This window comes from Nocardia sputorum, from assembly GCF_027924405.1.
GTDB lineage: Bacteria > Actinomycetota > Actinomycetes > Mycobacteriales > Mycobacteriaceae > Nocardia > Nocardia sputorum.
Genome location: NZ_AP026978.1, coordinates 96,030 through 109,086, shown reverse-complemented (window position 1 = coordinate 109,086; position 13,057 = coordinate 96,030). Strand labels below are relative to the sequence as shown.

At 67.7% G+C, this 13,057-nt stretch carries 13 protein-coding genes; 1 reads left to right on the top strand and 12 read right to left on the bottom strand.

Annotated features, from left to right (window positions below; translation table 11 throughout):
* Positions 1–17 precede the first annotated feature (17 nt).
* Positions 18–824 (top strand): LLM class flavin-dependent oxidoreductase, encoded by an 807-nt coding sequence (locus QMG86_RS00510; protein ID WP_281877002.1) that lies wholly within the window; start codon positions 18–20, stop codon positions 822–824.
* Positions 825–896: 72 nt separating this feature from the next.
* Here QMG86_RS00510 and QMG86_RS00505 read toward each other — a convergent pair whose 3' ends face one another.
* The 12 genes from QMG86_RS00505 to QMG86_RS00450 form a co-directional block, all read right to left on the bottom strand.
* Positions 897–3,452 (bottom strand): ATP-dependent Clp protease ATP-binding subunit, encoded by a 2,556-nt coding sequence (locus QMG86_RS00505; RefSeq protein WP_281877001.1) that lies wholly within the window; start codon positions 3,450–3,452, stop codon positions 897–899.
* Between the two features lie 290 nt (positions 3,453–3,742).
* Positions 3,743–4,660: an esterase/lipase family protein gene (locus QMG86_RS00500; RefSeq protein WP_434086144.1), complete on the bottom strand. Its 918-nt coding sequence runs from the start codon at positions 4,658–4,660 to the stop codon at positions 3,743–3,745.
* A gap of 113 nt (positions 4,661–4,773) precedes the next feature.
* Positions 4,774–5,328 carry an anthrone oxygenase family protein gene (locus tag QMG86_RS00495; protein WP_281877000.1) on the bottom strand — a complete coding sequence of 185 codons (555 nt, stop codon included), beginning with the start codon at positions 5,326–5,328 and terminating at the stop codon, positions 4,774–4,776.
* Positions 5,329–5,456: 128 nt separating this feature from the next.
* The gene (locus QMG86_RS00490) at positions 5,457–6,056 is read right to left on the bottom strand and encodes an FHA domain-containing protein (RefSeq protein ID WP_281876999.1); all 600 of its coding nucleotides are present in this window, start codon (positions 6,054–6,056) and stop codon (positions 5,457–5,459) included.
* Positions 6,057–6,286: 230 nt separating this feature from the next.
* Positions 6,287–6,646 carry a histone-like nucleoid-structuring protein Lsr2 gene (locus QMG86_RS00485; RefSeq protein WP_159841924.1) on the bottom strand — a complete coding sequence of 120 codons (360 nt, stop codon included), beginning with the start codon at positions 6,644–6,646 and terminating at the stop codon, positions 6,287–6,289.
* A gap of 115 nt (positions 6,647–6,761) precedes the next feature.
* Positions 6,762–8,261: a lysine--tRNA ligase gene (lysS, locus tag QMG86_RS00480; protein ID WP_281880700.1), complete on the bottom strand. Its 1,500-nt coding sequence runs from the start codon at positions 8,259–8,261 to the stop codon at positions 6,762–6,764.
* Positions 8,262–8,523: 262 nt separating this feature from the next.
* A complete protein-coding gene (locus QMG86_RS00475; RefSeq protein ID WP_281880699.1) occupies positions 8,524–8,946 on the bottom strand; it encodes a rhodanese-like domain-containing protein in 423 nt (140 codons plus the stop codon).
* Positions 8,947–8,954: 8 nt separating this feature from the next.
* Positions 8,955–9,563, bottom strand: coding sequence for a cysteine dioxygenase (locus QMG86_RS00470; RefSeq protein WP_281876998.1), 609 nt, complete (start codon positions 9,561–9,563; stop codon positions 8,955–8,957).
* Between the two features lie 181 nt (positions 9,564–9,744).
* Positions 9,745–10,542 carry a type III pantothenate kinase gene (locus tag QMG86_RS00465; protein ID WP_159841920.1) on the bottom strand — a complete coding sequence of 266 codons (798 nt, stop codon included), beginning with the start codon at positions 10,540–10,542 and terminating at the stop codon, positions 9,745–9,747.
* A 17-nt stretch (positions 10,543–10,559) separates the two neighbouring features.
* Positions 10,560–10,979, bottom strand: coding sequence for an aspartate 1-decarboxylase (gene panD / locus QMG86_RS00460; protein WP_039794666.1), 420 nt, complete (start codon positions 10,977–10,979; stop codon positions 10,560–10,562).
* A 13-nt stretch (positions 10,980–10,992) separates the two neighbouring features.
* Positions 10,993–11,973 (bottom strand): pantoate--beta-alanine ligase, encoded by a 981-nt coding sequence (gene panC, locus QMG86_RS00455; protein ID WP_281876997.1) that lies wholly within the window; start codon positions 11,971–11,973, stop codon positions 10,993–10,995.
* A complete protein-coding gene (locus QMG86_RS00450; protein ID WP_281876995.1) occupies positions 11,973–12,917 on the bottom strand; it encodes a Rossmann-like and DUF2520 domain-containing protein in 945 nt (314 codons plus the stop codon). The genes panC and QMG86_RS00450 overlap by 1 nt, the downstream gene beginning before the upstream one ends.
* Positions 12,918–13,057 lie beyond the last annotated feature (140 nt).

The window sequence follows — 13,057 nt, the reverse complement described above, 5'->3', positions numbered from 1 at the left end:
ATCAGGAGATCCCACCCATGACCATAACCTTCGGAATCGTCCTCACCCCGCGCTCGGGAGTCGACTGGGCGCGCGCGGCCGCCGCCGCCGAACAGCGCGGCTACCGGACCCTTCTGCTGCCCGACACCCGGTTCACCCCCTCACCGTTCCCGGCCCTCGCCGCCGCGGCCGCCGTCACCACGACCATTCGCTTGCGCCCGAACGTCCTCGCCGCACCGCTGCGCACCCCCGCCGCCACCGTCCGCGAGACCGCGGCCCTGCAACTACTGTCGGACGGGCGCTTCGAACTCGGGATCGGCTCGGGGCGACCGGACGCCGCCGCCGAAGCGCAGTGGCTGGGGGCGTCCTGGGGTTCGCCCGGACAACGACGCGCGCAGGTGGTCGCCACCATCGCCGCCGTGCGCGCTGAAGTGAACCCCGCCCCGCCGATCGTGATCGCCGCCAACGGCCCCAGGATGCTGGGGACCGCGGCGGAATTCGCCGACCGCATCCTGCTCGCCGCGGGGCCCGCCGCCACGGAGGCCGAGTTGGCCGACTTGGTTCGCACCACGCGAGAGGGCACCGACCGCCCCCTGCGCTTCACCCATCAGGTGGTCGGCATCGGGCAGCGGCTCCCGATCTGGACCGCGACGAAGCTCGGCCGGAACGCCGACGAGCTCAGGGACGGGGGCGCGGCGGGCATGCTTCCGGCGGAGCCGTCGGCCGCCGCCGAGATCCTCGAGCACCGCCGGGAGAAGTACGGCATCGACGAGGTGATCGTGCCCGGCGAACTCGCCGACGACTTCGCACCGATCCTCGCTCACTTCACCGCATCGAGTTCCTGACGCGATCTGCCACCGGAACACGAAAAGCCCGTGCCAACCGCCATACGGTGGGCACGGGCTTTCTTTCGCGACTTACTCGCCCGAGGCAGCCTCGGTGGCGCCTTCCGCCGCGCCGGTCAGCACGACTTCGGGCTTCTCCTCGGACTGCGCCTTGGTCAGCTTCGCCTTGCCGGTGAAGGTGAACTTGGCGTCCTCGCCGGAGCCCTCGCCGTCCCAGCCCTCGACATCGACCTGGATGACCTGGCCGGGACCGATCTCGCCGAAGAGGATCTTCTCCGACAGCTGGTCCTCGATCTCGCGCTGGATGGTGCGGCGCAGCGGCCGGGCACCGAGCACGGGATCGAAGCCGCGCTTGGCCAGCAGGTTCTTGGCGGTCGGGGTGAGCTCGATCGCCATGTCCTTGTTCTTCAGCTGCGTGGCGACGCGGCCGATCATCAGGTCCACCATCTCGACGATCTGCTCGTTGGTGAGCTGGTGGAAGACGATCACGTCATCGATGCGGTTGAGGAACTCGGGCCGGAAGTGCTTCTTCAGCTCGTCGTTGACCTTGAGCTTCATCCGCTCGTAGTTCGAGCCCTCGTTGTTGGACTGCGAGAAGCCCAGGCCGACGGCCTTCGAGATGTCCGAGGTGCCGAGGTTCGAGGTGAAGATCAGCACCGTGTTCTTGAAGTCCACGGTCCGGCCCTGGCCGTCGGTGAGGCGGCCGTCCTCCAGCACCTGCAACAGGGTGTTGTAGATCTCCTGGTGGGCCTTCTCGATCTCGTCGAACAGCACGACCGAGAACGGCTTGCGGCGCACCTTCTCGGTGAGCTGGCCGCCCTCCTCGTAGCCGACGTAGCCCGGAGGGGCGCCGAACAGCCGCGAGGCGGTGAAGCGGTCATGGAACTCGCCCATGTCGATCTGGATGAGCGCGTCGTCGTCGCCGAACAAGAAGTTCGCCAGTGCCTTGGACAGCTCGGTCTTACCGACGCCGGACGGGCCGGCGAAGATGAACGAACCGGACGGACGCTTCGGGTCCTTCAGGCCGGCACGGGTACGGCGGATGGCCTTGGAGACGGCCTTGACCGCGTCCTCCTGGCCGATGATCCGCTTGTGCAGCTCGTCCTCCATACGGAGCAGACGGGTGGTCTCCTCCTCGGTGAGCTTGAACACCGGGATACCGGTCCAGTTCGCCAGCACCTCGGCGATCTGCTCGTCGTCGACCTCGGCCACGACGTCCAGGTCACCGGAGCGCCACTGCTTCTCCCGCTCGGCCCGCTTGGCGAGGAGCTGCTTCTCCTTGTCACGCAGTCGCGCGGCCTTCTCGAAGTCCTGCGCGTCGATCGCGGACTCCTTCTCCCGGCGCGCCTCGGCGATCTTGTCGTCGAACTCGCGCAGGTCCGGCGGCGCGGTCATGCGACGGATGCGCATCCGCGCGCCCGCCTCATCGATCAGGTCGATCGCCTTGTCCGGCAGGAACCGGTCGTTGATGTAGCGGTCGGCCAAGGTGGCGGCGGCCACCAGCGCGCCGTCGGTGATGGAGACGCGGTGGTGCGCCTCGTAGCGGTCGCGCAGACCCTTGAGGATGTTGATGGTGTGCTCGACGGTCGGCTCGCCGACCTGCACCGGCTGGAACCGGCGCTCCAGGGCGGCGTCCTTCTCGATGTACTTGCGGTACTCGTCGAGGGTGGTCGCGCCGATGGTCTGCAGCTCGCCGCGGGCCAGCTTCGGCTTCAGGATCGAGGCCGCATCGATGGCGCCCTCGGCGGCGCCCGCACCGACCAGCGTGTGCAGCTCGTCGATGAACAGGATGATGTCGCCGCGGGTGTTGATCTCCTTGAGCACCTTCTTCAGGCGCTCTTCGAAGTCACCGCGGTAGCGGCTGCCCGCGACCAGGGAGCCCAGGTCGAGGGTGTAGAGCTGCTTGTCCTTCAGCGTCTCGGGGACCTCGCCGTTGACGATGGCCTGCGCGAGCCCCTCGACGACGGCGGTCTTGCCGACGCCGGGCTCGCCGATCAGCACCGGGTTGTTCTTGGTACGGCGGCTGAGCACCTGCATGACGCGCTCGATCTCCTTCGAGCGGCCGATGACCGGGTCGAGCTTGCCCTCGAGCGCGGCCTGCGTCAGGTTGCGGCCGAACTGATCGAGCACCAGCGAGGTGGACGGGGTGCCCGCCTCGCCGCGGGAACCGGATTCCACCGGCTCCTTGCCCTGGTACCCGGACAGCAACTGGATGACCTGCTGGCGCACACGATTGAGATCGGCGCCCAGCTTCACCAGCACCTGCGCCGCCACACCCTCACCCTCACGGATGAGGCCGAGCAGGATGTGCTCGGTGCCGATGTAGTTGTGACCGAGCTGCAGCGCCTCGCGAAGGCTCAGCTCCAGCACCTTCTTGGCGCGCGGGGTGAACGGGATGTGACCGGACGGGGCCTGCTGGCCCTGGCCGATGATCTCCTCCACCTGGCTACGCACGCCTTCCAGCGAAATGCCGAGCGACTCCAGCGACTTGGCCGCGACGCCCTCACCCTCGTGAATCAGCCCCAGCAGGATGTGCTCGGTGCCGATGTAGTTGTGGTTGAGCATCCGGGCCTCTTCCTGGGCCAGGACAACGACACGCCTCGCGCGGTCGGTGAACCTCTCGAACATCGCTCCCTCACTCTCCTGCTCCGACATTCTGGCAACAGACGCCGCAGTGTGCTGTGTACAACAACCGTGGGCGTCAGCCTGCCATGAAGCCCGGGGGTTGCGGCCCCCGCCTCCACTCTAGTTGGCGGGGGATGCCACCGCCGCCGGTCCACCCTATTGCCGACCGGCGACAGCACGGTCATTCACTCATAACGTGGGCGGCGGGGGATTCGTTTCCGGCCGGGTTTTGCCCTCAGCGAACAAACCGTCCGCCGACCGGATCCGCGCCGCACACGTACGACCTCGGCTGCCTACCCCGTGTACGGGTCGACGAAACCGCAGGGCACCGGGCGTTGATGAGCGGGATCGAGCGCGTTGAGCACGTAGGTCGCGGCCCTCTTGCTGCCCGCTATGCCCGTATGCCCAGAGTAGTCCGTCGAGCAGCCGTCCTGAACCACGATGTTCGTCACGTGCGGGCCGGTGACCAATCCGGAGGTGTACGGCACCACCAGTTCGTCCAGCACGGTCGCGATATTGGTGTAGGTCACGTCGGGGTGGTAGACGCCGTCCGCGTTGAGCGCGCGCACGAACTCCGACCCTTGCAGCACCTGGCGGCAGGCATTGCAGGGCGATCCGGCCACGGCGTCGAACAGCGGGCCGAGGCCCAGGCGCGTACCGAACGCGTTCAGGTCCGCCATGCCATAGGCGTTCGAGCCCTGCCACGGCGGGGCCAGACCGACCATCTTGTCCACCTTGCCCGCGCCCGCGAGCCGTTTGACGAAGTAGTTGCCGATGAAGTTGCCCTGGGAATGGCCGACGAGATCGACCTTCCGCGCGCCGGTCGCCGCGCGCACCCGGTCGACGAAAACGGCGAGCTGGGCCGCGCTCTGCTCGATCGGGAGCATGCCCCCGATGGCCGAGGCGGGCCACGGCAGGTTGTAGGCGCCGAACGTGGACGAGTACACGCAGTAGCCCTCGTTGGCGAGCAACGGCGCGTACACGCCCCAATTCGTCTGTGCGCCACCGCCCGTGCCGTGCACGAGGACCACCGGGTTCGGATGCTCGGAGCTGGGCCGGCAGGACCAGTCGTTGGTGCCGGGCAGCGAGCCGCCCGGATTGGACAGTTCTGCGGGAATGCCCGCGAAGAAGTTGAATTCGACCGGATATCGCTCCTGCGCGTCGGCCGCGCCCGCGGTGGCGCATACCGCTACGAGCAGAACGATGAACAACGAAAAGCCTGGGACACGCCGCACGATAGCCTCCCGGTCCGGTCTCGTCTTCCCGGGAAGCTACCGCACGGAGTGGCCCGGACGAGGCAGATTCCGGCGGGTCGTCGCGGAAACTAGCTCTGACCGAAGGCGGGCGCCGAGGCGTGGTGCGGCGCCGCGGCCGATGCCTTGCCCTGCTGCACGCCCGCGACGACCAGCGCGCCGCACAGCACCAGGAAGGCCAGCGTGTGCAGGACGCCGCGCAGGACGTTCCAGCGGACCCAGGCGGATTCGAAGTCGGCGCGCACCGCGGCGAGATCGGTGATGGACGCCGGGTCGCCCGCGGCGGCCAGCTGGTCGTTGAGCGGGACGTTCAGCCCCGAGGTCACCGCGAAGGCGACGACGTTGAGCACCAGCGCGAGCACGATCCAGATCAGCGTGCTCCGATGCTCTCGGCCCAGGTGCAGCGCCGCCGCCAGGATGGTGAACCCCACCGTGCCGAGGAAGGCGATCATGAACCACGGATTGATGATCACCACGTTGATCTTCTGCATCACGTCGATCATGGCGCGATCGTCGGTGCGGGCCAGCGCGGGCATCACCGAGTTGGCGTACGCGTAGAACAGGCCCGCGATCAGGCCCGTCGCCAGCGTGGCGAGCACCAGTGCGGCGAGGCGGGTGGCGGTCATGACTTCCTCCTGCTGGGAAACCGTCCGGAGTCGTCGCTCCGGCTGCGTGTCCCAGTCAAGCCGCTGCCCCGGTGACTCTCCATGGTCGAGAAGCTCGACCGCCTGCGCGAGCGTCTACGGTGGAGGTCTCACAGATCCCGATCGGAAATGAGCCCACTCTGCATGGCCAGTCCCGCCAGCCGCACGCGCTTCTGGTTCTGCGGCAGATCCTCCACCCCGAACTTCGCGAACAGGGCGCGCAGGTGGGTCTTGATCGCGTCCACGCTGAGGAACAGCTCCTCGGCGATCTGCTGATTCGAGGCGGGAGTGGCGAAACCCGCGCCGTGCTTGTACGGACGGCACAGCGCGATCAGAACCGAGCGCTGTGTTTCGGTGAGCGAGCGCGCGGTGGGTATCGAGCCGGTGGACGTACGGGTGATGTCGTCGGACACGGCGCCGAAGTCGTGGAAGGACACCCGCGAGGTGCCGACCCGGATGACGTCGCCCGCCATCAGCCTGCGGCGGCCGACGAGCCGGTCCCCGTTGACGAACGTGCCGTTGCGGGAGAGGCCGTCGTCCACGATGGTCCAGTGCGCACCCAGGTATTCGACCGCCGCGTGCAGCCGGGAGACTTCGGCGTCCCAGCTCAGAGCGAGATCGGCATGCGGGGAGCGGCCGATGGTGACGCGCCCGCGGTCGGGGGTCAGCGTGAACTCCTGCTGCCGGCCGGCGTCATCGGTGAACCGCAAGAATGATCCGACGAATCCTGTCACTGTGCCGATACCTCACCTCTCCATACCGCCAGTGACCGTCGCACGTTTCCATGGTGCCGCGTCCGGGTACCGCGAGCAAGATCGATGCATCCGCCGCGGACGGCCTGCCGTGTGATCTGGTCTCGCTGCTATATCGAAGCCCTATCACAAACAAGACCGCCGCCCCGACGTCGCACGATTCGCCGGGACGGCGGCCGGAAAAAGAACTATCCCTTCGCGGCCTTGTTGTACGCGTCGGTGATGTCGGCGGAGATGCGGCCCCGCGCGGACACCTTGTGCCCATTCCGACGCGCCCACTCACGAATTGCGGCGCTTTGTTCCCGATCGATCGAGACCCGGCTCTTGGGAGTGCCCGTGGCAGCCGCGGCGGCCTTGACCCGGCGGCGGCCGCTCACCCGGCGGGCATTCGTAACCCACTCCTCCAAACCGTCGCGCAGCTTCGCCGCATTTGCCGACGACAGGTCGATCTCGTACGACACACCGTCGATCGCAAACTCGATGGTCTCGTCTGCGATGGACTCACCGTCGACATCGTCGATCAGGCTAACGGTGACCTTCTTTGCCATGAGATGAACGTCCTCTCGAAATCGTGCGACCCGCATACTAGGCCGATTACCCGAGGCAAGAATACCCCGAATTCCGGAAATTCCAAGACGGAGCCGCTGCTTTGCAATCCAGTGGTCACCTGGTGACCGGACGCACAATTGGGAACAGTATCGTTTCTCGGATTCCCAATCCGGTCAGCGCCATCAACAACCGATCGATTCCCATACCCGTTCCGGTGGTCGGCGGCATGCCGTGCTCCATCGCCGCGAGGAAGTCCTCGTCCAGCACCATAGCCTCGTCGTCACCCTGCGCGGCCAGCCGGGCCTGATCGACGAACCGCTCGCGCTGGATCACCGGGTCGACCAACTCCGAATAGCCCGTGGCCAACTCGAAGCCGCGCACATAGAGATCCCACTTCTCCGTCACGCCCGCGGCGCTGCGATGCTGCCTGGTCAACGGGGAGGTCTCCACCGGGAAGTCGCGCACGAAAGTCGGCGCGTACAGCTTGTCGCCATACTGGTGTTCCCAGAGTTCCTCGACGAGTTTCCCGTGGCCGTAGCCCTTGCCCTCCGGAATTTCCAGACCGACCCGATCGGCGAGCGCGCGCAATTCGGCGACCGACGTTTCCGGAGTGACCTGCACACCCAGCGCGTCGGACAGCGAAGGGTACATCTCGACGGTGGCCCACTCGCCGCGGAGATCGTATTCGGTGCCGTCGGCCAGGGTCACCACCTGGGTACCGAAGGCCTCCTGGGCCACTTCCTGCACCAATTCCCGGATCATGACCGCCGAGTCGTCATAGGTGCCGTATGCCTGGTACGTCTCCAGCATCGCGAACTCGGGGGAATGGGTGGAGTCCGCGCCCTCGTTCCGGAAGTTCCGGTTGATCTCGAAGACCCGCTCCAAGCCGCCCACCACACAGCGCTTCAGGAACAGCTCGGGCGCGATGCGCAGGTAGAGGTCCATGTCGAGGGCATTGGAATGGGTGACGAACGGCCGGGCCGCCGCGCCGCCGTGCAGCGTCTGCAGCATGGGCGTCTCCACCTCGAGGAAGCCCCTGCGCTCCAGCGCGGCGCGCAGCGCGCGCACCACGGCGATGCGCGTACGGGCCATTTCCCTGGCCTCCGGGCGCACGATCAGGTCCACATAGCGCTGCCGGACCCGCGACTCCTCGTTCATCTCTTTATGCGCCACCGGCAGCGGTCGCAGGGCCTTCGCCGCCATGAACCAGGAATCGGCCATGACGCTCAGTTCCCCGGTCCGTGAGGAGATGACCTCACCGTGCACGAAAACGAAGTCACCGAGGTCGACGTCGGCCTTCCAGGCGGCGAGGGCGTCCGCGCCGACCCCGTTGAAGCTGATCATCGCCTGCAGCTTGGTGCCGTCGCCCTCCTGCAGTGTCGCGAAACACAACTTGCCGGTATTACGCAGGAATATGACGCGCCCGGCGACTCCCACCTGTTGCCCGGTGGCGGTGTCGGCGGCCAGGTCCGGATATGCGGCCCGAATTTCCGCCAGGGTATGTGTGCGCGGCACCACGACGGGATAGGCCTCGCCACCGGCCGCCAGCAGCCGCTCCCGCTTCTCCCGGCGAATCCGTATCTGCTCCGGGGCATCGTCGGCGGCGGGCGCCACGGCAGGCCGCGAATCCGATGTCGATGCGCTGGAAGATGCAGAGTTCGGGGTGCTCACATCGAACAACCCTAGCGTGCACCGGAAATCGTTTTGCGCGCCGCCCGGACTCCGACCCGGAGTAACGAAACGGTATCGATGCGACACCCCGCCCTGGACACCCCGGCTCGCCCGCCAAAGACGCGAAATAGCCGGTGCGCATCACACTGTGTGCGAAAACACCTGCGCGACCGGCTATTTCGAGATGGAAGTGTTGACGGGGGAATTACAGCAAGGCGAGCGCGTCGGCCTCCCGCGCGAAGTGCGGCGCCCCGACGGCGACGTTCAACAGTCCGGCCGCCTTCAACGCCTGGTAGCCGCCCACCAGGTCGGTCGCCCGGTGCAGTCCGAGTTGCTGCAACGCGGCGGCGGCCAGGCTGGAGGTATAGCCCTCCGAGCAGACGACGATCCATTCCACGTCGTGATCGGCGGCCAGCGCCAGGCGGGCGGAACTGGTGGGATCCAGCCGCCATTCCAGGACATTGCGCTCGATCACCAGAGCACCCGGCAAGGTGCCCTCCCGCCCGCGTTGGGCCTGCGGCCGGATATCCACCAGAATGGCGCCGCGCTCGATGGCTTCCGGCAATTCGAAGGCATAGATCCGGTCGAGTTGCGCCCGTGCGTTCTCGAGCATCTGATCGATGGTCAAACGGGTCATCACATGTCACCTTCGGGCTGGTCGGTGAGGACGGTTCGGGTGCGCCGCAGGGTGCCGTGACCGGTCACCTCGTAATACGACATGGCGGTGAGAGGCGGGGAATAGGCGTGCACGCTCAGCGTCGGATCGAGCGGGCCCACGGATTCGGCGGCGCCCGGCACGGCGGCCGGCGCGCGCATGACGTCGTGCACCCAGCCGATCGGGAACGACGCCTGGTCACCCGCCGCGAGGGTGCGGCAGCGCAGTTCCGTTCCGTTCCAACGGTATTCGGACAGCGCCCCACTGAGTACGGTGAGCGCCCCGAGCGATCCCGCATGGTCGTGCAGCTCGGTCGACTTGCCCGGCGTCCAGCTGATCAGCCAGACGTCCACCTCGTCGTCCGTGAGCAGCCTGGCCGCCCAGCGCTCGTCCGCCGGCCAGTTCCCACCGGCGGGAAGCAGGTGGTCGTATCGCCCGGCCAGCACGTCCTCGGCGCCCTCGTCGGTCAGCCGCAGCAGATCGGCGGGGCGCAACCGGGTGGGTAAGGCGGGTGCCACCGAACGTTCTACCGGCGGGGTAGCCGACAGCGCGGTACGCGCGGAAGAAAGGGAAAGAACAGAAGAACGCATGAGCGAATCTCCAGGAGGAAGGTATCGGTCGAGGACGGGAACTCAGCCTCGATCGGTCGAGGCACGTCAGCCTCGACAACACTCCTGGGTGCTCGCGTAGAACGTCACGAGAGGGAGTTTAACAGCAGACGACGCGGTGCCGACAACTCCCGGTCCTGCGACAAATCCAACACCGCGTATATCAGACACTTCCCTTGCGCCGCTGGTTGCGTTCGTATACGAGTCGCAGCCCGGTCAGCGTGAGGTGTGGGTCGTGATCGTCGATCGTTTCCGATTCCGGGACGATCAATGGCGCGGTCGCGCCGGTCGCCACCACCGCGACGTCGTCGCCGGCGAAGGCGTCGAACTCGTCGCGAATCCGATCGATCAGGCCGTCCACCAGTCCGGCGAAACCGAACACCGCGCCCGATTGCATGCATTCCATGCTGTTCTTGCCCAGCACCGACCGCGGCCTGGTCAGCTCCGCCCGCCGCAGCGCACTGCGCTCCACCAGGGCTTCGGTGGAGATCTCCACCCCGGGCGCGATGATTCCGCCGAGGAACTCGCCCTTCTTCGACACCAGATCCACACAGATCGCCGTGCCGAAATCGACGACGATCGCGGGCGCGGAATACCGCTGGTATGCGGCCAGGCAATTGACGATGCGGTCGGCGCCCACTTCTTTGGGATTGTCCACCAGCAGCGGAATCCCCGTGCGCACACCGGGTTCCACCAGCACGTGCGGAACGTGTCCCCAATACTGGCTGAGCATCCCGCGCAGTTCGCGCAGCACGGGCGGCACCGTCGAAAGCGCCGAGACGCCGATCACCTCGTCCAGTTGCGCGCCGACCAGCCCGCGCACCTGCATGGCGAATTCGTCGGCGGTCAGCAGCGGATTGGTGTGCATCCGCCAGTGCCGAACCAGTTTCGAATGCGCTCCGGAACCGGAGAACAGACCGAGTTCGATACTCGTGTTGCGGACATCGATGGTCAGCAGCATGTCCGGGTCGCCGCTCCTCAGACGAACGACAGCGAACGCGGCGAGGTCAGGCCCGAGCCCTCCGGCGCGTGGGCCGGATCGGAACCGAGCTCGACCGGGCGGTTGCGCTCGTCGACGAACACCACCTTCGGGGCGTACTCGGCGAGTTCCTGCTCGTTCAGCTGACCGTAGGCGATCAGGATGACGAGATCGCCCGGGTGCACCAGGTGCGCGGCGGCGCCGTTGATCCCGATCACCCCGGAACCACGCTCACCGGCGATGACGTAGGTCTCCAGGCGGGCGCCGTTGTCGATGTCCACGATGCAGACCTGCTCGCCTTCCAGCAGGTCGGCGGCGTCGAGCAGGTCCTGGTCCACGGTGACCGAGCCGACATAGTGCAAATCGGCGTGCGTCACGGTGGCACGGTGGATCTTCGACTTCATCATGGTGCGCAGCATTGCGTCGACCTTTCTAGTTCGCGGAGGGAAACGAGGCGGGGTCCGACACCGCCGGGACAGGCTGGGAGAAGTCCACGGCGGACCGCGAACCGGAGACGTTGGGATGGCCGTCGATCGGAGCGCCCAGGGTGACGGCGATGTTGTCGATGAGCCGGGTCGCGCCGACCCGGGCCGCGATCAGCAGTCTGGCGTTGCCCGTCGCCGGGGCGGGCCCCAACGTGGACGAGCGCAGCTCCAAGTAGTCGAGGTCCACGCCGGTCGCGGCATCGAGCACTCGGCGGGCGGCCGCGAGCACCGCGTCGCCGCCGAGGCCGCCCGCGTGCTTGCCCGCCGACAGCGCGGCCGACAGTGCGAGCGCCGCTTCGCGCTGCACCGGGTCCAGATAGCGGTTGCGCGAGGACAGCGCGAGGCCGTCGGGCTCACGGACGGTGGCCACCGGGGCGATCCGGACGTCGAAGTTCAGGTCGCGGACCATCTGCCGGATCAAGGTGAGCTGCTGATAGTCCTTCTCACCGAAGAACGCTTCGGTGGGTCGCGCGATCTGCAGCAGTTTGGCGACCACGGTGAGCATGCCCGCGAAATGGGTCGGGCGGCTGGCCCCCTCCAGTTCCGCGCCCAATGGACCGGGGTGCACGGTGGTGCGCGGACCATCCGGATACATGTCGGCCACGCTCGGCGCGAACACCAGCTCGACGCCCTCCGCACGCAACAGTTCGACGTCGGCGTCCAGCGTGCGCGGGTACTTGTCCAGGTCCTCGTTCGCGCCGAACTGGAGAGGGTTGACGAAGATCGACACGATGACGACCTGGTTGGTCCGCTTGGCCAGCCGCACGATCTCCAAGTGCCCCTCGTGCAGCGCGCCCATGGTCGGCACCAGGGCGACGGTGCGGCCGACGCCGCGCAGGGCGGCGGACACCGCGCTCACCACCGCGGGATCGTGGTGCACGGTCAGCGTGCCGGGGCGGTAGGCGCCGCGCAATTTCGGGTCCAACATCAGCGTCCTTCCAGCAGCTCGATAACGGCGGGGGCGCTACCGGCCCGCTGAGCCGTGCGCAGCGACAACGCGCGATACGCCTCGGCCAACCTGGCATCGACCGACGCCAACGCGTCCAGATGGGCGGCCACCGCGTCCGCGTCCCCGCGGGCGACCGGACCGGTCAGCGCCGACTGGCCGCGACGCAGCGCGTTGTCCAGCGCCGCCGAGGCCAGCGGGGCCAGCAGACGCTCGGCCAAGCCGTTGGGCTGGTCGTCGACCAGCTGCTGACCGAGCAGGCCGGGCCCGGACAGCGCGGCGCGCAACGCGGCCACCGCGTCGACGATCACCGTGACCAGGTGATTGCTCCCGTGCGCGAGCGCGGCGTGATAGAGCGGCCGGTTCTGCTCCGGCACGCGGACCGGTTCACCGCCCATCTCGATCACCAGCGACTGCGCGATGGCGTAACCCACCTCGTCGGCGGCGGTGATGCCGAAGCACGCGTTGCCCAGCCGGGTCACGTCCTCGTCATGCCCGGTGAAGGTCATCGCCGGATGGATGGCCAGCGGAAGCGCGCCCGCCTCGGCCAGGGGGGCGAGTACGCCGACGCCGTTCGCGCCGGAGGTGTGCGCCACGATGGTGCCGGGCCGGACCACGCCCGCACCGGCCAGGCCGCGAACCAGACCGGGGAGCTCGGTGTCGGGCACGGCGAGCAGCAGCAGCTCGCTGCGGGCGGCCACCTGTTCGATCGGCAGGATCTCCGAATCGGGCAGCCGCGTGCGGGCACGGCGCACCGAGGCGTCGGAGATCGCGCAGACGCCGAACACCACATGTCCGGCCCGCTCGAGTGCGGCGCCCAATGCCGATCCCACGCGTCCCGCCGAGACGATTCCCACCGTGAGGCGTGCGGGCGCGGGGTCGTAGCCCGAAGCAGCGTTGTCGGAATTCACGCTTCTCGAGGTCAACGTTGTCCTCTCGATGTCGTTCCAGTCCCGCCATGCGGGTACCGGACGGTACGCCAAGAGGATATCGGCAGGCGGTTCACCGCCGCCACGGGGTGCGCGCGTGATCTAGGCCGCAGTGCGGGGCCGGGGCCCGGCCCCGG